16 protein-coding genes are annotated in these 20,435 nt (G+C 40.9%); 6 read left to right on the plus strand and 10 right to left on the minus strand.

The features are described from left to right. Window positions 1-1,046: 1,046 nt before the first annotated feature. Window positions 1,047-1,718, minus strand: coding sequence for a hypothetical protein (locus tag B2X72_RS23065; RefSeq protein WP_286851609.1), 672 nt, complete (start codon window positions 1,716-1,718; stop codon window positions 1,047-1,049). Window positions 1,719-1,888: 170 nt separating this feature from the next. Between B2X72_RS23065 and B2X72_RS23070 the strand changes: the two genes are divergently transcribed. Further along, window positions 1,889-2,404, plus strand: coding sequence for a hypothetical protein (locus B2X72_RS23070; RefSeq protein ID WP_286851610.1), 516 nt, complete (start codon window positions 1,889-1,891; stop codon window positions 2,402-2,404). Window positions 2,405-2,470: 66 nt separating this feature from the next. Here the strand turns inward: B2X72_RS23070 and lepB are convergent, their stop codons facing one another. The 3 genes from lepB to B2X72_RS23085 form a co-directional block, all read right to left on the minus strand. Then, the gene (gene lepB, locus B2X72_RS23075; protein ID WP_145330922.1) at window positions 2,471-4,048 is read right to left on the minus strand and encodes a signal peptidase I; all 1,578 of its coding nucleotides are present in this window, start codon (window positions 4,046-4,048) and stop codon (window positions 2,471-2,473) included. A 38-nt stretch (window positions 4,049-4,086) separates the two neighbouring features. After that, the gene (locus B2X72_RS23080) at window positions 4,087-4,821 is read right to left on the minus strand and encodes a hypothetical protein (protein WP_145330920.1); all 735 of its coding nucleotides are present in this window, start codon (window positions 4,819-4,821) and stop codon (window positions 4,087-4,089) included. 304 nt (window positions 4,822-5,125) lie between these two features. Then, window positions 5,126-5,599: an LIC11966 family surface protein gene (locus B2X72_RS23085; protein ID WP_286727815.1), complete on the minus strand. Its 474-nt coding sequence runs from the start codon at window positions 5,597-5,599 to the stop codon at window positions 5,126-5,128. A gap of 366 nt (window positions 5,600-5,965) precedes the next feature. Between B2X72_RS23085 and B2X72_RS23090 the strand changes: the two genes are divergently transcribed. From B2X72_RS23090 to B2X72_RS23100, 3 genes are all read left to right on the plus strand, one after another. Next, entirely contained in the window at window positions 5,966-8,134 is a 2,169-nt protein-coding gene (locus B2X72_RS23090) for a TonB-dependent receptor (protein ID WP_286851612.1), read from the plus strand. 204 nt (window positions 8,135-8,338) lie between these two features. Then, window positions 8,339-8,815 (plus strand): DUF4625 domain-containing protein, encoded by a 477-nt coding sequence (locus B2X72_RS23095; protein WP_286851614.1) that lies wholly within the window; start codon window positions 8,339-8,341, stop codon window positions 8,813-8,815. A gap of 44 nt (window positions 8,816-8,859) precedes the next feature. Then, on the plus strand, window positions 8,860-9,879 hold the full coding sequence (locus B2X72_RS23100) for a DUF4625 domain-containing protein (RefSeq protein ID WP_286851615.1): 1,020 nt from the start codon (window positions 8,860-8,862) through the stop codon (window positions 9,877-9,879). A gap of 103 nt (window positions 9,880-9,982) precedes the next feature. On the opposite strand, the gene B2X72_RS23105 is transcribed toward B2X72_RS23100, so the two are convergent. The 5 genes from B2X72_RS23105 to B2X72_RS23125 all read right to left on the minus strand — a co-directional run bounded on the left by B2X72_RS23105 (window position 9,983) and on the right by B2X72_RS23125 (window position 17,055). Beyond that, window positions 9,983-10,432, minus strand: a complete 450-nt coding sequence (locus B2X72_RS23105) for a PepSY-like domain-containing protein (protein WP_286727812.1) — start codon at window positions 10,430-10,432, stop codon at window positions 9,983-9,985. Between the two features lie 82 nt (window positions 10,433-10,514). After that, window positions 10,515-11,798, minus strand: a complete 1,284-nt coding sequence (locus B2X72_RS23110) for a sensor histidine kinase (protein WP_286851616.1) — start codon at window positions 11,796-11,798, stop codon at window positions 10,515-10,517. After that, a complete protein-coding gene (locus B2X72_RS23115) occupies window positions 11,795-12,472 on the minus strand; it encodes a response regulator transcription factor (RefSeq protein ID WP_286727810.1) in 678 nt (225 codons plus the stop codon). Before B2X72_RS23115 ends, B2X72_RS23110 begins: the two co-directional genes overlap by 4 nt. A 137-nt stretch (window positions 12,473-12,609) precedes the next feature. Next, the gene (locus B2X72_RS23120; protein WP_286851617.1) at window positions 12,610-15,666 is read right to left on the minus strand and encodes a beta-L-arabinofuranosidase domain-containing protein; all 3,057 of its coding nucleotides are present in this window, start codon (window positions 15,664-15,666) and stop codon (window positions 12,610-12,612) included. A gap of 279 nt (window positions 15,667-15,945) precedes the next feature. Next, the gene (locus B2X72_RS23125) at window positions 15,946-17,055 is read right to left on the minus strand and encodes an acyltransferase family protein (RefSeq protein WP_286727808.1); all 1,110 of its coding nucleotides are present in this window, start codon (window positions 17,053-17,055) and stop codon (window positions 15,946-15,948) included. A 118-nt stretch (window positions 17,056-17,173) separates the two neighbouring features. On the opposite strand from B2X72_RS23125, the gene B2X72_RS23130 reads away from it, so the two are divergent. Both B2X72_RS23130 and B2X72_RS23135 read left to right on the plus strand, forming a co-directional pair. After that, a complete protein-coding gene (locus tag B2X72_RS23130; protein WP_286727807.1) occupies window positions 17,174-19,102 on the plus strand; it encodes a tetratricopeptide repeat-containing sensor histidine kinase in 1,929 nt (642 codons plus the stop codon). Between the two features lie 139 nt (window positions 19,103-19,241). Beyond that, window positions 19,242-19,652: a hypothetical protein gene (locus tag B2X72_RS23135; RefSeq protein WP_286851618.1), complete on the plus strand. Its 411-nt coding sequence runs from the start codon at window positions 19,242-19,244 to the stop codon at window positions 19,650-19,652. Between the two features lie 12 nt (window positions 19,653-19,664). Here B2X72_RS23135 and rfbA read toward each other — a convergent pair. After that, window positions 19,665-20,435: glucose-1-phosphate thymidylyltransferase RfbA (rfbA, locus tag B2X72_RS23140; protein ID WP_286851620.1), on the minus strand; the 771-nt coding region annotated here is incomplete at its 5' end.

The raw sequence follows: 20,435 nt of genomic DNA on the forward strand, positions 1-20,435 counted from the left end.
GCTTCAACTTCCGTATCCGCTATATTCCGATAGGCATTGCGCCCCTCTTTATCGTTTTGTTTTTCCCTTCGTTTCCGTTGGGACTGCAAAGGTAGAAATCTTTTTTGAACTTCCAAAAACTTTTTGAAGTTTTTTTTTCTTTTCTCTTTTTTCGATTTCCGCGTTTAAAATAAACTGAGCGGGATTTTAAATCCTGCCAAACTTCTCTTAAACCCTTCTTTTTTCATGATTCCCTCTTTCGTGGTAACCGTCCCTCCCTTGCGGAGTGGTGCAAAGATAGGGAGTTTACTAACAAACTTCCAAGCCTTTTGTTCTTATTATTTTCATTTTATCCTTAACTACCTGTAACGGTGCAAGATTCTTTTTCATTTTAGCGGTGGAAGCTGCAGAGGAAGGCGAAAAAAGGCTGATCCGGCCGCCAGATTGGGACAGATAGCGGCATCAGGCAACGAAAACATCCTGAATTGCACCTGCCGGATCTATTGCCCCACCGACATAGCAAAGGGAGATCGGAAAACGCAAACATAGCCGAACAGAGAACAACAGAAGAATACCGCAGCACAGCAAAAGAATGAGAGCATACACCGCTCCGGATTACCCATTAAATGAACACACTCTTTTACTACTTTACTTAAGGTTTGTTTAGGTATAGCTTAGGTTATAGCTAAATAAATCCTAACCAAAAGCTAACTAAATACTAATTAAAATCTAACTTAAAGAAGAACTAAATAAAAGCGAATAAACATAACATTATGTAAATAACCCTACAAGTGTCCCAGCATCCAACCAGAATCACCATGATATAGGCATTTTTGGAGGGTTTATGGGATCAAAGAAAATGAGCAAGAGAAAGCGTTCAGCTTGTAACACGTTTAGAATAACGACTAAGTTCAAAAAACATAACAACCAAACAAAAGGCTCCGAATCAATTTAGATGATTCGGAGCGTCAGACGTTATTATAGTTTACATGCTCTAATCTCTTAATGCTGTAAGATCAGCCTTAGGCTTGGGCAAGTTCATGTTTTTAATTGCCAGGAGACAGGCATCAACCATTTCCTGCGTCATGGTATAGGTATACATAATCGTCGTATTCCAGCGTACCAACAAAAAAGAATCCGTATTTATCAAATAAATCTGTCAAATCCAATTTGGCCACTTCGCAGGCTGTTTTAACAAAATTCAGTTGATGAACGGCAGGATTACGCTCTCCCATCATCCGATCGGAGCTCCAATCCGAACGCTGTCTTCTCGGTTTATTCATATTCTGCTGACGGAAATTAAACAATGGACGTGTCAGGTGTACGTGGCCTACCTCAATTCCGGGACTAAAGTTGAACTGATAAGTAATACCAAAAGGCAAGTTAACTTTTGCGAAGAGACTTGCAAAAAGGGTATTCTGCTTGTTCATCCGGTCATTGTAGGTCATATTTAGAAAAGGATTACGGGCATTCAATCCGCTATCACCTGTCGGAATCCGCCTTAATGTGCCATCCGGATTGTATTTACCACCAGCGTGCCCCACATCTGCTCGCCATTTCAGAAAACCAGAGCCATCGTAAGCACGTTGATTACGTACTAGCGGAGCTACTCTCCAGTTGATATTCGCCGTCAACACGGGTTTATCGCCTGTTCCTTTTTTGGTGGTAATGGCAACTACCCCTGTAGCAGCTTTAGCACCATAAATAGCCAATGAGCGCGCGAGAAAAACATAAGCCACAAATCAGCCACAAAAGGTATTGTTGTTATACTATACACAAATTGCAGCACTCAATCAAAATGCAACCGTTCAAGTTCGTTGTATTAAAAAATAAAAATAATCTCTTCTTATTCGTTATTTAAACAGAATCTCCCAAAAAGAGTCTTTTTATAATGCTTACCCTGTTGGGTTTGCAAACTGTATCGGCCCAAGAAACTCCAACAGCGATCTCTAAAGGAAAATGGATGGTCGAAACGAATCTCTCGCCACTGACCGGCCTTTCTACTTCCGGCTTTAGCTTTTATTCCAACAATGGCGCCCAGCTCTGGTCTGTAGGCGGTGAAGCAGGTTATTTTTTCCAAGATAAACTAGCTGTCAAAGCAGGATTAGGTTTCACTGGTCAAAGATATGTATTCGATTTTGATGGCCAAAAAATCGAATTGAATTCTACACATTCGTTTATTTATAAAGCGGGATTAAAATACTATATTATCAATCAATTTCCCGTGCAGGTAGATCTAGGTGGTATTAATAGTGGTGGCGAGAATGCTTTCATTTTCGGAGGTCAACTCGGTTATGCCCTATTTTTAAAAGAAAACATTGCCATAGAGCCGGCAGTACATTATGATCATGGCTTAAAACGACAATGCCGATGGCATCAATGCTTTCAGCGCAAGGATAGGCTTTTCACTGCATTTCTAGAATGACTAAAAAATAAAAGGGGAAATAATTATAGTAATCATTTCCCCTTTTTTGTCAGTATTCTTTCTTTATTAATGGATGCCTTTAAAAATTCTATTCCATCGTATTTTGGAAAGCCCATTGCCATTTGCGTTCCAGCTCATCCAGGTAAATAATGCTTTTCCGACAATATGATCCTCAGGAACAAATCCCCAATCCCTAGCATCGAGCGAGTTGTGCCTATTATCTCCCATCATCCAATAATAATCCATTTTAAAGGTGTAGGAATCTGTTCGATTTCCATTGATATAAAGCCCATCCGTTTTCTTTTCCAACAGGTTATTTTCATACACTCGTATGGCTCGCTCATAGAGTGGCAAGGTCTGTGCATTCAGTGGAATAGTCATCCCCTTTCGAGGAATAACAAAGGGGCCGAAATTATCATAATTCCATTTGTATTGTGGGTCGTTCGGAAAGGTATTTGCTTCGGCTTCCCCAGGTTTACGCAAGTTCATTTGCATGGATTTGACATTGGACCAGGATTTCACCATGGCTGCCTGATCTTTCGTTAAAAAGATTACATAAACTCCGGGCTGAATAGCAGAGACTTCTATTCCCATATCTCTTAGGCGCTGTTCGTCCAGACCTGCCTCATCTGTGATCACGGTATAATCCATCTGGCTTTCCGGGGCTACAAAACCTGGTTGGTCGTTCACAAACAATACTCCTTCTGTCATGCTGATTTTATCCCCAGGCATTCCCACACAGCGTTTAATTAAATGTTCGCGTTTATCCACTGGACGGGTTTGAATTGTAAATTGTTGATGTACTGCTTCACGTCCCATGCTACGCACCAAGTCATAATAGGGCGAGTCTTGATTTTCGACAGCAACGGTATCACCGGCAGGTGCATTAAAAACGATCACATCATTCCGTTTTATTTCTTGAAATCCGGGCAATCGTTTGTAAGGAATTTTAATGAGTTCGGAGAATGCTTTTCCTCCTACTAATGGCATCGTATGATGTGCAAAAGGAAACGCTATAGGTGTATTTGGAATACGGGGCCCGTAATTTAGTTTACTGACAAAAAGATAATCTCCAATGAGGAGAGACTGTTGCATAGACCCCGAAGGAATCATAAATGCCTCCAATAAAAAACCACGAATCAAGGTTGCAGCGACAGTCGCAAAAACAATCGCATCCGCCCATTCTCGTACCATCGATTTTTTATAGGGATATTTCTTCTTATAGTCTATATACGATTGATGCGCAATTTCCAGTTCAGATTCCTTTGTCGCCAGGCGACCTTCGGCATGCGCTGCTTTCAGATTTTTGGCATATAGCCCATTCAGAAATTGCACGTTTTTATCGCTACCCCAAAGTGGCAGTACGATAAATGGAAGCAGCACCGCAGCGCAATTTTCCCAAAACCTTCTTTTCCCAAAACAATGAATAAAATCGAGGTAGAGATTATAAAAGATAAAAACATTGACGATCGGAACAAGCAAAAGGATAAGCTGCCAGGTCTTCTTGCCGAGTATCCGCGATTGGATAAACTGACTATAGACAGGAACAACTCCTTCCCAACCTTTGCGTCCTGCCTTTTCAAATAGCAACCAAAAGCCATAGGCTGCAACTATAGTCAATACAATAAAGATGGTAAGTATCATAAAATTGTTTTAAATGCAGTATCAGTGAATAAAAAATCTCAATAAATAATTAGTTGCTTTCTCTCCTCGGAAGAGATTTTTGAAAGTTGAAGCTCATTATAGCGCATAACGTATTTTATAAAAAGATCATAATCGTACTTTTTTTCATTTTCAAACTCAGCAAATAGCTCCGGTTCGTCATTGATCAAACGCCCTAAAGCAATTGTCCGCTTTTTTTTGCTGTTGCTAAAAAGTTCGTTCGTATTACTACTTATTTCAATCACTTCACCGGTTGACTTTTTTAATGCATAAGCATATTTAGACTTACTGATTCCAATGGACAACATTGTACCACCACCACCCGTACCAAACATCATTCCTCCGCCACCACCAAGGTTCAAATTAGACACATAATAAACCATTATTTCTCCATCAACCAACACTTCAGCAAAAGTTGGCTCCTCCGTATAATATCGACCTATTTGAAATACTTGTGGAGAAGTTCCCTGAACGGGCTCCAAGCCATTTTCGACATAAGAAGGTGCATAAACTTTTCTTTTAGATTCCCAGTAAGCACGAAACACCTGGCCGGGGGCAAAAGTTAGCTTCTCTTTCTGTTGATTTTCAAATTTGAGTTTGTGATCCTTGATGGAGGAGATTTTTCCGTAAAGGGTATCTGCGTTCATAAGCACCAAGTAATCTAATTTTTTTGCGGCTTCCTGTGCACGAGCTGTCATTAGTATACTGGCGAAGCAAGAAAAAAACACAGCAGTTAAAATTGATATGGCTTTCATTTGAACATTTGTTTTGCACTATTTTTAAATCCCATGGCATGCGCTACTATACGTAAGGTAAAGCTACATAAAAATATGAAATTCAAGTTCGGCCTTCGGAGTTTTAACGTTTGTTAGCATTTTGTTTTGCTAGGGCATTCCTACAATACTGTGCAAAGATTTTAAGATCCCTAAAAACGATCCCTAATAATACAGTCAATACAGCCGTATTTCTCAAGCAACAACAGCTGTACTGCAAAAAACAAAGCCACATCATTTTTTGCTGATGTGGCTTAACTGATTGCTTATTGTTTATGCAAAAAGATTAACTTTTATATTTACTTTCAAATGCTGTGGATGCTTGATTGACCCCATTACTCATATTTTCAAATGCTTTATTAATATTATCAAGCAATGCGGATTCTTTAGCTGCATCGGGTGTCTTATTTTTTCGAAGCTCAATCAATTTTGGATAATCCTCCGTAACAATTTTTTTATACCCGTTCAGGCCATCGAGCACCGCCTTTTGGAATGTCGCATCACCCTTGAAATCACCAAGTTCCTCTACTTTTTTGATATCGTCATTTAAAGACTTCTCCCAATCTGCCCGCACCTGTTCAGCCTTAGAATAATCGGAGCCATTCATGGCGGCATTCATGTCTGTCACATGTTTTTCACTACTGTTGATCACGGTAATAATTGAATTGTTGTACGCTGCAGGATCTTTTTCTCCCGAACTACAACTTGACAGGCTCAGAACCGCTGCGGTCATCATGCCCGTAATAAATTGTTTAATCATATTGATCTATTTTATAATTTGTTTTTCCTAATTTTTCGTAAAAATAGCAACACCACATCATCCATAGGACAAGCTTTAGTGCATCAAAAATCTGTTTAGGTTACGCTAGCAACCGCTATTTCACCAGTGCCTTTTTCTAATTATGAATATCACTCACCAATGCATAACACTCTAAATCAAAGATAATTGAAGCCGAAAAATATTACTATCGCTGAAATCAGGGATTTGTTTCTTCAAGCCTTATCATGCAACATTGTTGCTTTTTGTTTCTTTTTCCCTATATTTGTTGCAACTTAATTGCAATACATACAAATTGGAATACATATGGATTGCACGACTTACGCTTTACGAATCGAATCCACAAAGATGAATAGGTACATTATTTTTTCAATTATCGCAGCACAACAACTATTTCTCCCGTGTTATGGACAGGAGAAGAGCATCGAGCTTGAAGAAGTTAAAGTAGGTGGGCGACGTTATCACCGCGCAGCAGAGGGCGCATTATCGATTCAACTGTTGACTGCCGACTCTATACAAAAATACCAGGCGGGAAGTTTAATGCAGACATTAAGCCGGCTTCCCGGTGTCAGTGCCATCGGCATAGGTGCCAATCAATCTAAACCCCAGATTAGAGGGCTCGGATTTAATCGTGTGGCCACGGTAGAAAATGGCATTAAACATGAAGGCCAGCAGTGGGGATTGGATCATGGACTGGAAATCGACCAATTCAGTGTGGGAAGTGCCGAGGTACTTAAGGGGGCCAGCTCATTTCTCTATGGCTCAGATGCCATTGGCGGTGTCGTTCGGTTAGCACCGCCAGCGGAACTACAGGAGACAGGTTTTAAAGGGCAGTTTAACCTATTGACAAAGTCAAACAACGCGACTTTTGGCGGATCGCTACAAGCACAGGGCAGAAAGGGGAATTGGGTATTTGGAAGTGGATTCACGCACCTTCAATATGGCGATTACCGAGTACCCACAGATACCGTCTATGTCTACAATTATGCGGTACGCCTGAAAGATCGGCATGTTCGCAACACGGCAGGACGAGAAACACATTTTCAACTACGTGGTGGATATCTATCGGATCGTTTTTCTTCGATTTTCTACCTGAGTAATTATCATACAAAGTTTGGCTTCTTTGCCAATGCGCATGGCTTGGAACCACGGGGCGTAGATACAGCTCTTTATGACAAATCCAGTCGGGACATTGGTTTCCCTAGCCAGACGGTCAATCACCTAAAGCTTATTAACCGCAACTTTATCGATCTGGATAAGCATAAGCTTTGGATAGACCTGGGTTATCAGAAAAACTATCGGCAAGAATACAACAATTACACCGCGCACGGTTATATGCCACCCGTTTATCCAAACGATATGACTGCCCCGATCAATCTGGAAAGGTTGTATGACAAACAAGTCTATAGTATCACTGTAAAAGACCAATTTGAGTTGGCCAGACATCGACTTACCCTAGGTGCAAATGGAGAGTATCAGGATAACCGGATCGATGGTTGGAGCTTCCTCATCCCCTCTTTTAACCAAAAAGCAATGGGCCTATTCGTCTACGATCAATACAAGCTCGCGGACCAAACGATGCTTTACGGGGCGTTGCGTTACGATTACAGCCATATTCAGACCTCACCTTATCAGGATTGGTTCGAATCACAGCTGGAAGACCATCAGTCGGGAAGAATAGTTCGGGCTTCAGCGCTCAGTCGCCGTTTCAATAGCCTGGTTTGGTCTTTAGGAACGGCACATCAATTCGGAGATCTGGAAACCAAAATCAATGTAGGAAAGAGTTTCAGGGCCCCTATTGCACAGGAACTCGGTGCTAATGGTGTCAACTATCACTACTTCAGTTATGAAAAAGGCAATCAATCCCTGTCGCCCGAACAATCCTATCAACTGGATTTATCATTGACCTGGAGTCCTAGAAAAGTCTTTGCTGCCTTTACACCATTCTTTAATTACTTTTCCAATTATATCTATCTCAATCCTACGTCGAGCTACGATCAATATTATGGTGCCGGCAATCAAATCTTTGAATATATGGAAAGTCGTGTTCGCCGTTATGGAGCAGAATTGAAACTCAGCTATCAGCCTCTGAAACAATGGAAAGTAGAATTATTGGGTGAATATGTTCGATCGGAACAACTATCGGGTGCAAAGAAAGGATATACACTTCCATTCTCTCCGGCACCTTCAGCTTTGATGGACATTAGCTGGACAGCAAAAAATAGCACACATTTTAAAGAGACCTATCTTTCCGTCGACTGCAAATGGACGGCAGCGCAGCATCATGTTGTTCCACCAGAAGAGTCCACAGCAGCTTATCAGGTCTTCAACTTCCGGGCAGGAACACAACTTCAGTTTTCGGGATCTGTCCTTCAATTACGCTTACAGGTTCAAAATCTCTTTGACAAGAAATATATGGATCATACCAGCTTTTATAGGCTGATATCAATGCCTGAACAGGGAAGGAATTTTATGCTATCCATTGGAGTTCCTTTTGGAAAACTATCCAGATCATAACATGAATTACAACGAATGAAGAATAAAATAAGATTTAATTAAAGATCACACAGCTTTAAATAAGCTTTTTCTTCCAATAAACAACCGTTGAGCAGTATTTGATGAGCACAGCAAACCGAGTACAACAGCAAAGCGAATGAATAATCGAGCATCGCAAGCTTATGAATATCGCTTAACACATACACGAATGAATAAAATTTATATATGAAAACACTTCAAAAATACACACTTATTACAGTGTTACTTGCCATGACTGTTGCTTGTAAAAAAGATAAGGAAAGCATTGATACCGAAAAACCGACCATCGCCATCGATTCGGAAACGGCTTTCCCAAAACAATGCAGCACAATTAAACGAGGCACAAGTTTTACTTTCCGCAGTAAGCTATCTGATAATGTCGCGCTCGGGAGCTATAGCATCGACGTACACCATAATTTTGACCATCATTCGCATAGTACAGAAATCGGCGAATGCACAATTGAAGCGATCAAAACTCCCATCAAGCCCTTTACTTTGGTCAAGACAGTTAATATTCCGGGGCAGCCACAGCAATATGATGCCGAATTAAAAATCGATGTGCCAGCAGATATCGATCCGGGTAATTATCATTTTATGATTCAGGTGACTGACCTGGCGGGATGGAGTAGCCAGAAGGGAATCAGCATCCGTATACTCGAGTAATACCATACCTATTTATCAACTCAATTTAATTAAATCCATTTTACATGAAAACTAGAAACATTCGCTTCTTCTTCCTGTTAAGTACAATTCTTTTCGGTTTTTTATCATCCTGTAAGAAAGATAACGAGGAAATTCCAGCACTTGCACAGCCCCAGATCAGCGCACTCGAAATCGGCAGTGGCAATAACAAAAATGTTCAGGCAGGATCAGACCTTCATCTTGAAGGTGATATTTTCGCCGAAGCACTCATTGCTAAGATCGAAATAGAGGTTCATCAGGAAGGTGGTGGTCAGTATAAGTTCACAAAAGCCTATACGGATGGGAAATACATTGGTGTAAAAAATGCGACATTTCATGAACACATCGATGTTCCGGCGGATGCACCCGCAGGAGCCTATCATTTTCATTTTACGGTAACCGACAAAGCCGGAAATACAACTACAGTAGAATCGCCATTAACCATACAAGGTTCAGATGCCAAAGTTGCTTATAAGCTTGTATTTACGGAAGTAGCCGGCGAGGCACATGGCGACCATTTCCATGATCTTGCGGACAAGGAAAAGGTAGAGCCAATCGCTATCAGCTTTGACGAAAAGGGAACAGCACTTTCTGGTGGACACGCCCACCTTCATCCCGCAGGTATCTATAAAATTGAATTAAAACAATTTGATGCTTCTTCAAAAGAAATCCAGGGACAATACATCAGCAATAAAGCAACTGCAGACTACTACAAAGCATTCCTTACGGGTGGTTCTTTCGTTTTAAATCCGAATAGCAGTACAGGAAATGGTGCAATCTTTCAAACGAAAGAAACGAACTACGGTGATGGCACTGCAGTAAACGGAGCAACGGAGACGACAGGGATTATCACTTATTTTACGGCAGGAAAAGACAATGAAGGCGAGAAAAATGTATTCTTTGTACTTCGCAAGTTTAACGATGCCAGCACAAAGGCAAAAGTTACCCGTACGGACTGGAACTTATCGGATTATGCCACTAAGTTTGCTGGTCAAGACCTCATAAAACTATCTTTTGAACTCCACGCAGAGGAAGGAGAAGATTAGTTAGCGCGATAAACTCAGCCTACCTGCCCAAAAGAACCTTCATGATTTCGCCGCTATGAGTGCGTGTAAAATCATGAAGGTTTTATTTGTACAGAAATATCGTTTAGTCCCTTACTTTCGTAAGCACATTTCCCTTTGGATCGAGTACCAGCTTCCACTCCTCTTTTCGACTTTTCACTTCAAACGCATAACTCACTTTCTGTTCGGCGGTAATCTTTTTTGCGTCTTCAATGCGATAGCCCGGAAAATCTCTTTTCACCCGGTTCAGCACACTCTTTGGTAGTTCTCTTTTGTTGATTTCAGTTTTATACCGCAAAAGTTTTCCGTTATGCTGAAACCAAGCTTCTTGGTCAATGCCAAATAGGCCCGTTTCAAACTCAGCTTCATAAACATTCCCCTTCAATTCCCAATCTACTTTTTTGGCTTTTGGAAATTTCTGTTGGAAACTATTCACCACGACAGCGGGAACTTGACTTTGTGGTATATCTTGAGCAATAGCTCCTGTTGTTGTCAGTGCAAGTACGAAAGCACTCCAGATTAATTTACAGTTCATGATTCTATTTTTTAGTGTACTACAAAGTAAAAAAGCGAATCTGTAAAGATTTGGGAACACATGCCTGCTCCTCCTATATTTTCTAAGGGAACATATTAAGCTGAAAGCTATGCTGATTATTTTCATAACGGTAGACGATTACAAAACCATAGAGATGACAGATGGCCTGCACAATGGCCAGTCCCAAGCCAGTACCTTTGGATGCTGCATCTGACCTATAAAAACGGGTGAATACCAGCTTAGCATCCAACGCTGCATGTGTACTCGTATTGGACACCGTAAGCCCTTTGTTCGTTATATGGATACTCACCTCACCGCCTAATCTATTGTGGAACAAAGCATTTCGCAGGAGATTTGACACCACTATATTTGCCAAAGCACTATCCATTTGTACACTCAGCTGATCTTCTTGCACGACATTGATTTTTATCTGTTTAAATTCAGCAATAGCCTCAAACTCCGTTACAATATTCAGCACAAGCGTATTGAACGAAAGATCCTCATTGTGCAAAAATTGTTTATTCTCAATTTTACTCAACAGCAACAAGGATTTATTGAGGCGCACAAGCCGCTCGGCAGTAGCTAATACTGCTGCGACAGTCTCTGACTGTTCTTGGTTCAACCCCTCTGTTTCCGCCATGATTTCCAATTTGTTGATCATAATAGCCAACGGTGTCTGTAATTCATGAGAAGCATTGCCAATAAACTGTTTTTGCTGTTCATAGCTTTCTTCGTTATGGCGAATTAAGGTAGCCACAGCAAGCTTTAAGTCTTTAAATTCCTGGATCTGCGTATCCACCGTGGGCTTCTCCTTGGTTTTGCCTAAACGAAACCGTGTCAACTGAGCCAAGAACGTATATAATGGTCCCCATAAACGTTCTATGACGACTTTATTGATGGATACGATACTGATGACCAACAAAACAAATAAAATAACAACAGAATAAAAGAGATTCTTGATTAGATCGCTCTCTTCGATCATCGAATTGATGATCGAAAGTTCATAATAATGTCCTTGATGTTCAAATGCTGTCGTCAACATTCGAACTGGTTCCAGTTCCGGCTCGGGATCATCATCGTCCTGCATATACAACATGGTGTCCTTATAAACGTTTTGCATCTTAAGGGCCTGTTCTTCGGAAATCTGGCGTACCTTATAGTTATTTATACCAAACTCTAAATCTGGAGCTACGGTGGGATTGCTGGAAAGTTCCTGGATAATGAGCCGTTTTTGGTTTTCGAGTTCTTCGTCGATATTATCGTGGATCACCTCCAGCATAAATAGATAGAACACTGTTGACCAAAGGGCGATGACCACCAACACGGAGATAGAAAGATACTTTAGTGTTTGGTTGGCTAATCTCATTTTTCGACAAGTTTATAACCGATTCCATATACCGCTTCAAAATCCACATCAGCATGACTAGCCAAGAATTTTTTGCGCAAGTTTTTTATCTGTGAATAGATGAAATCAAGATTATCCGCCTGGTCCGTATTATCGCCCCAGACATGTTCTGCCAGCGCACTTTTGCTGACCAGTCTATTTTTGTTCAATAAGAAGTAGTTGAGCATATCGAACTCTTTCCGATTTAACGGCACAGGCTCCTGTGCAATAAATAAGCAGCGTTCATTGAGGTCCAACACGATGTTTCCCATTTCCAATGTATGCTTACCTTCCCATTGTTTCCTTCGTAACACGGCTTTAATCCGTGCGTTCAGCTCAGCAATATGAAAGGGTTTTGTCAAATAGTCATCGGCTCCAAGTTCGAGTCCCTTTAGCTTATCGTCCAAAGAATCCTTTGCGGAGATAATGATCACATTATCGGACTTACCCTCATTTTTGAGCTGATCGAGGATCTGCAAACCATTGCCTCCAGGCAGCATGATGTCGAGCAGGATACAATCGTAATCATAAACAGCGACTTTCTCAAAGGCTGATCCATAATCAGCGGCAGTTTCTACCGTATATTCTTCCTTAAGTAAAGATGCCTTCACAATTTCCCTTAAATCCGCTTCGTCTTCAATAACCAATATTTTCATCTTCTTATTTCTATTTAGCGGAAAACTTGTGTAAACAATAGTATTCTGTCCATGCTAAATGACAATTTACATACACAATTGTTTATGACAAAGGTACCTTGAATTTGGGAAAGATTTAGGAACACACTGCTTGCCTCTTATTTTAAGCTGACATCCAGGTAAACCGAATGACGTCCGTAAGTATCATAAAAAGGTTTATAAAGGACATCATCAATGTAAAATTCCAATGTTTCGGGATTTCCTTTAATAGACTTAGCAATATCCTTTGCATCTAAAGTTACTTTACGCCAGTCTTTTCTTGCTGCAGGTTCCTGGGCGGCTAATAGGATTGGCCCATAAAACAGACTCGCCATATTGGGCTGATCCATAACCGGGTCCAAATGAAACTGAAATGGCATTTTGAGGTTGATCACATCCCCATCTTTCCAGGTACGGTTTAAGGTCAGGTAAGTGCCCGGCTCAGCTTTAATTTTTTGATCGACTCCATTTATTGCAACAAAAAATCCCTTTGTTGCCCAGCTTGGCACCCGCACATGAAGTTCAAATTTGCCATTCCCCCGTATGGTCAACGCTGTTTGATCCGCTTTCGGAAAACTGGTTTGTTGCTCGACGCTGATTCCCCGTTCCGTCCAATGTAAGGTAGAAGGAATATAGAGATTGACATACAGCGCCTGATCATCCTTGCTCCTAAAATAGATCGTATTCTGCAATTTGGTACTGCTTTCAATAGCCGTACCATTACAGCAGGTAAAGCCTTTCATATCAGCATTTCCAAACTGCTTGATAGATCCCGCGCGTAGAGGCACATGATACGTATTTGCTGGACTATTTTCTGCAACAGACGCTAAGATATGATTGTATAATCCACGTTCATAATAATCCATCAACTCTGCGCGCTGATCGAACATAAACAGGTCACTTGTCAATTTCAACATGTTATAGGTTGCGCAGGTTTCGTTCTGCCCGCCTGCAGAAAATCCATTTTCATATAATGTCGCCGGCTCGCTAATAAAACATTCGGCATTAGCCGGATTTCTTGCCCCAGCCACACCACCGATACTATACATATAATCATTGATGGCTTTATACCAAAAGTTGTCCGCTATTTTATAATATTGGGGCTCATTGGACACCCGATATAGTTCCATACTGCCCACAATTTGAGGAATATGCTGATTGGCATGTAAGCCCCTAAAAGTATCTACATTTTTGGCCAGTCCATGTGCATGCGCTGCGTTGCCGTAGAACATATCAATATTGTCAAATAAACGGGCGGTTTTTAAATAGTTCTCTTCACCCGTTATACGGTATAACCTGGCCATCACTTCATTCATCCCACCAAATTCACCGGCGATATAGGTATTCCACATTTTGATCAGTGTCTCTGTCGGGACTTTATTTAAACGTGTATACACCCAATTGCCCATTCCCTGCGCGATCTCCAATGCTTTTTTATTTCCACTTACCTCATAAACATCCATCAGGCCGGCCAGGATTTTATGCAGGGTATAATAAGGTGCCCAAACCTGGTTCTTCTGCCCGCCATATTTTGCGCCATGTTCAAGCATAATAAACTGATCCGGGGGATAGGCACTGATAAAGCCAAGTCCCCAGTTCCAATAATCTGTACGGATTCCTTCGTCACTCAGGTCAGAATCATAAGCTGATTTACCGGGGCCATAAGGTACCGCAGCAGGATCCGCAATAGAAGCCTGCCCCGCTGGTCTCGACGCACCCGACAACTTTGACAAGGAATAAAGCACGTTGACCATGGTATCCATCTTCCCCAAAAATTTTGACTGGAGTGCCTTATCATAGCCTGTACTCGCATAAGCTTGTGCAATTGCCGTCAGGTAATGTCCTGTAGCATGACCGCGCAGTTTGATATCCTGGCTGTCCCATACCTCCAAAGGTTGCGCACCGATCGGTTGTTTTTGCCCAAACGCGTGTCGAAACATATAGAGGAATGAATTGGGATCCGATTTCGCTAATGTATCAATGAATTTATTGCGATTTTCAATAAACTTCGTTTGATGCTGCTTTACATCCGTATTAAGGGAAACCTGATCCAAGTGAAATGCGTCCAATTTTAAGCTAGGCATCTTGGACTTTACCTTCCCTTTGACTGTAATGATGGCTTTGGGTTTCAGATCTGTCCCGGGAACACGCCCCGTGACGGTGTAAGCTGTTTGCTGCACGACGGCACTATTGTCGGATGGCGCAGGCCACAACACACGCACTTTTGGTCCCACCATACCGTCTTTATATGTACCGACGACATAACTCGGCAATCGTGGCAGCTCGCCTATCGCTGTTTCTACGGAGACATCTGCAACCCCTGTTAAGAAGGCATTATAAAGCTCAGCCTTATTCTTTGGAAATCGCGGTAGGTCATCCTCAGCCTTACCTTTAGAAGCAACATCTTCACGCACACCCTTCAGCGCATTTCTATACACCATGCCAATTTGGTTTTGATTCAGTGGCACACGATAAATGCGAAAATCATGCAACAGTGCATTTAAACTTACATGTCCACCCAACAGGGATTTTCCAATGTATAGTGTCCTCTTACTACCTGTCTGTCCAAAAACCTCGGTCAGCTCCTGTGGGATGTCTTTAACCTCTCCAGCCGGCATACCATCCAAATATGTTTGCATGGTCCCCGTAGCAATATCAACTACGATGGCCAAGTGCACCCATTTGTTTAAAGGCACAGCCGAAGAGACTGCGTTTTTTACTTCGGTCTTCTTTTGGGCGATTATCCCCATATAGCCATTTTTTAGCGCTGTACCTGTTGGTGTCCCTGCAAAATGCCTCGCGATATCTTGTCCAAAATCGAATAAATACTGGCCAGACCGCGCTGCACGTAAGTACATCCAGCCTGTAATGCTGATTGACTCGAGATCAGCGAGTACTTGCGCTGGAAGTACAACAAAATCGTCCTTTCCTCCAGCGAGAGAAAGCACCTTTGTAAATTGCTTATCTGACACAAATGACGCTTTTGTCCCCTGGAATTTACCATGTAGCCCATTGCGCGACCAATCCTTAAAATCACCATCAAAGACGTAACGGGCCACCATGCCTGTCTCTCCAATACCATCTAGGATCTGATCCCCACCCTGTGCCACAGCTACAGCTGTCATTTTGATAAAAATTGTGAGAATTGCTGCAAAATATATCGTATATCTTTTCATATCGCTATCTTTTATTCGCTAATGATTTATTGTTTAAAGATCACCCTCTAGCCCGGTGAAAGCTATTACCGTATCCTTTTCCTTGATTGTCTTCAACAGAAGACGAACAAGAAGAAAAGCAATCCCTATTAATAAGCTTCCAATTAATAAGCTTCCAATTAATAAGCTTCCAAAATCGAAGAATATTTTCTGTATTGCTGTCTATTTGACATTTATAAAATTAATGACTCTACATTATTATACATAGGTTTATTTTAGCCAATATTCTCCAGATTTTAACTACTGTCCGTCGAGTCTACTGTCGTCCACGGGCCCACAAATCCTACCGCCAGCCAGGAGAGGTAAAAACGCCAATATGCTACGAAAATGCTTCATGATCCGCGGTTCAATCCGATCGCTCAGCAGATAAGCCAGGGCGAGCATAAGAATGATAACACCTGAAAGGAGCAGGTATTTATTCAGATAAAGATACAGGTGATTAAAAATAATAAAGCCGATGTTTTGATGGATTAAATACAGCGGATAGGTCAACATGCCAATTTTAACAAATCCGGACGAATTGATCGCCTGGAGCTTTTTACAGGAAACCAGTAACATGAGCAGGTAAAACACAACGATGGTCGCACCAATAATATAAGGTGAAAAGTCACTGTGAAAAGTGCGTTCCAGCCAATGAATACGCCCCACAGCACCATCGATGGAAATGTACAAACACCAAGGTAAAGCGACAAAATGCTGGATTTTTGGTCCATGCAGAAAAATCTGGCAGAATATAATTCCCGCAATAAAATACGCACTCCAGTCGAGTAAAAAAAACTCATGGATTGCGTCATAAATTTCTGAAGGCCCAACAAAAAAGCGTAGGCTGGACAATAGCAACCAAAAATAAACCAAGTAATCCAAGCTTATTTTTTTAAATCGATTCAGAATTAGAAACAAAGCGATGATCAGGTAAAACTTCAACTCCACATAAAGTGACCAATAAGCGCCATCGACATCCCCTTGTCCCCATAGTTTTTGCACCATGGTCAGATTGGCCAATAGTTGTGTAAATGTGACATGATAACGCGGTGCGCCCCACAAATAAGAAACGATAAAAGTCAACAGCAAACAAATCCAATACATCGGATACAAACGCTTGAAGCGGGAATAACAGAACTTCCGCAGTGAAAGATGTTTGATGGAAAAAGCAATCACAAAACCACTAATGATAAAAAATAAGTCTACGCCCAGGTAGCCGTATTTAAAATATTCTCCGACGCCATCGAAACCCAATAGCGACATATTTCCGGCTGCATACCCCCGATATAAATAATGATATAATACGACGGCAGATGCTGCAATAAAACGAAACAGATCGATTTGGTAAATTCTTTTGGACTCAGACATTTGGCTGTAAATATAATCAATTATCTTCCCTGTTTGTCCAGCATGGTTTTATATTCGTGAAGTTCATTGTATTTAATAGTTTTTTTTATTTTTACTGTTTTATTGAAACAAACTAGCCATGCATCGTTTAACCACCCTATTATTTTTTACCATATTGTTCTTCACCCATCATGCATATTCCCAAAACACTGGCTGGGACAAGGTAGATAAGCAGCTATCGGAGGCAAGTAACGATTCGACCCGAATATTGGCGTATTATAAAGTTGCCTCAGAAATTTACCGCAGTAATCCCCAAGAAGCACAGGAAATCGTTTCCAAAGGATTGAGTCTCATCAGTGAAAAGAAATTCGAACCTTTGCAAATTGATTTATTAAATCTACAAGGTGTTATATATCTGAAGTTAAATAACTTTGATGAAAGCATAAAAACACACTTTAAAGTACTCAAAAAGCGGGAAGAACGCAACGACAGGAAAGGGATGATGCTCTCTTTCCTGAATATAGGCAATGTATTCAACAAGAGTTATGACCCCGATCAGGCCTTAAAGTATTACCAGCGTGCACTAGATCTCTCCAAAGAGCTGCGTGATACAAGAAACCGAGCCAATATCTCAACCAATATCGGAAATATATATGCCCAAAATGCATTGAATGGAGGAAAGAAGCAAGATGTAACCAAAGCCATCGATTATTTGGTAAAAACGGTTGAATTCTGCAAAGCAGATGCGCCTGAAGTTGATCTTTTCAATACCTATATTCTATTAAGCTACCTCTATCTCAAGGCAGATAAGCTTGAATGGAGTACCTATTATACCGACCTCGCGATAGACATCACCACCAAGAAAGAAGATCCTGTTGGCGAAAGTTATGCCCGTATCAACCGCGCGAATATTTATGTCAAAGAAAAGCGGTTTGATCTGGCGGCAAAAGAAGTAACCCTTATCAAGCGCATTATCGCCAAAAGCGGTTTCACCAACTTAACGGAAGACCTTCAGGGAGATTTTGACAAGATAGCTAAAGCGATCAAAGCGCAGGATGAACATTTAATTCTCAGCGATCAGGATAGCTCAGATCGCAAATTTCATGAAGATGCAGAAGTCCTCCGCGTAAGGATTCGGGAAGAACTTCGGGAAAAATATGAAAGCGAAAAGAAGGAGCTTGAAAATAAAAATCTGTTATTAAAAAACGCGAATGTAAAGCGTGAAGCCCATTGGATAAAGCTGATCGGGTTATTGACCTTTTTTGTTCTACTAATATTTTTGGTGATGATCATTTTGCTGATCAAAAAGAATAGATTATTACATCAGGAGAAATTGAAAGTAGATGAGCAGGCGACGGAAATCAAGCAGCAACACGCCGAATTGGTCCAGGCAGATCGCTTTCGGGCCAGTATCTTTTCTGTCGTGTCGCATGATTTGCGAAGCCCTTTATCTTCATTTCAGGCCTTACTCTCCGTTTCAAAAATCGTTGACCTACCAGCGCATGAAATTAAAAGTATGTTGATCACTATTGGCAATCAGGTTACTGCTGCATCCAAAATGCTCGATAGTTTGCTTGTATGGTCTTCACAACAAATGGCTATTGAGAAGCTTGACATACAGGAAATCTTTCCCTATCAAATTATTAAAGACTGCGAGAATCTTTTTATGGATCGAATAAACTTGAAAAAGTTATATATAGACATCAAAATTTCTCCAAACTTATCCATCCATAGTGATCTTAAACGATTTGAATTTATCATTCGAAATATTTTTAACAACGCCATCAAGTTTAGCTTTAGTGGTAAAGCCATTATTTTTGAACAACATGAAACCGATAGCAAAATCCTTATTTCAATAACAGATCAGGGCGTAGGCATGGATGAAACAAAAATTAGGGCACTGAAAGGTATGCAACAGCAACATAGTCTTGATGGGACCCTCGAGGAAAAAGGAAATGGTATAGGTTTGATGTTATGTCACGAATTTGCAAACCGAATAAAATGTTCTATAACGATTGAAAGTCGTATTGGATTCGGGAGTACTTTCACGATCCATATTCCAAGATAAACAAAGTTTTTCCTTAAGATCGACTAAAAAAAAGAACCCTAGGGTCTATATTAATTAGAAATTAATGAATTTATATTTGATGTAAGAATGCGAGATTTCGCATTGGGCTATATTATAATACATTCTAACCTTTTACATTATGAGAAAATTCATACTTATTTTATTTATCGCGACCTCATTTACCTTTATACGCTGTGGGTCTAATGAAAATGCTGTCTTCCAGGAAGATGATATGCTCACTGAGACATCTTGGCTTCGCAAAGACATGGATGCAGAAATTATTTACGGTGGAGGTGATAATTATCTTCGGATTAACTTCAAAAAAAGTAATAATTATGAAATTGTGCAGCTAAAGGGAGAACGTATTACTGGTCTTAAAGAGGAAGGTACGTATGCCCTCACCGACAATAAAGATCTTGTGATTACTACAACAAAAAATCAGCAAAAGCTATCCCTACGTTATGTGCTGGTAAACGATAGGACACTAAACCGGGTTAATGAAAAAGGGGAAGTGCTCAGCAATGCCTATGAAGCTTATATAAAGCAATAAAGAGAGAGCAATTTATGATTTTATAATCCGTTTCAAATACTCTCCATACCCCGATTTACAGAGCGGGGCTGAAATTTTTAGCAATTGTTGTCCATCAATATAGCCCATTCTGTAAGCGACCTCTTCAATTGCTCCTATTTTCATCCCTTGCCGCTCCTCAATCACTTGTACAAATTGTCCTGCCTGCATGAGCGACTGTATCGTTCCTGTATCTAGCCAAGCTGTACCACGATCAAAAATACCGACCTTCAATTTACCACGGCGAAGGTACTCTTTATTGATATCTGTGATCTCCAGTTCACCGCGAGCAGAAGGCTCTATGTTCTTGGCAATAGTAACCACTTCGTTGTCATAAAAATAAACTCCGGGCACAGCGTAATTCGACTTTGGCGATTGTGGCTTTTCCTCAATCGAAATAACATTATTTGTTTCATCAAATTCGACCACACCATAACGCTCCGGATCCTGTACAGGATATGCAAAAACAACCCCACCATCTGGATCAGCACAAGACTGTAAAAGCTTGGACAAACCTGAGCCATAAAAAATATTGTCACCCAAAATAAGAGCGACCTTATCATCGCCAATAAATTCCTCCCCCAATAAAAATGCTTGCGCCAATCCATCGGGGCTAGGTTGCTCTTTATATTCAAACTGACAGCCTAATTGTGAACCATCGCCCAGTAATTTCCTAAAATTCGGAAGATCCTGAGGCGTCGATATAATCAAAATCTCACGTATCCCGGCCAGCATCAAGGTTGACAGCGGGTAATAGATCATCGG

Origin of the sequence: Sphingobacterium sp. UBA7253, assembly GCF_002472745.1 — a bacterium.
Lineage (GTDB): Bacteria > Bacteroidota > Bacteroidia > Sphingobacteriales > Sphingobacteriaceae > Sphingobacterium > Sphingobacterium siyangense.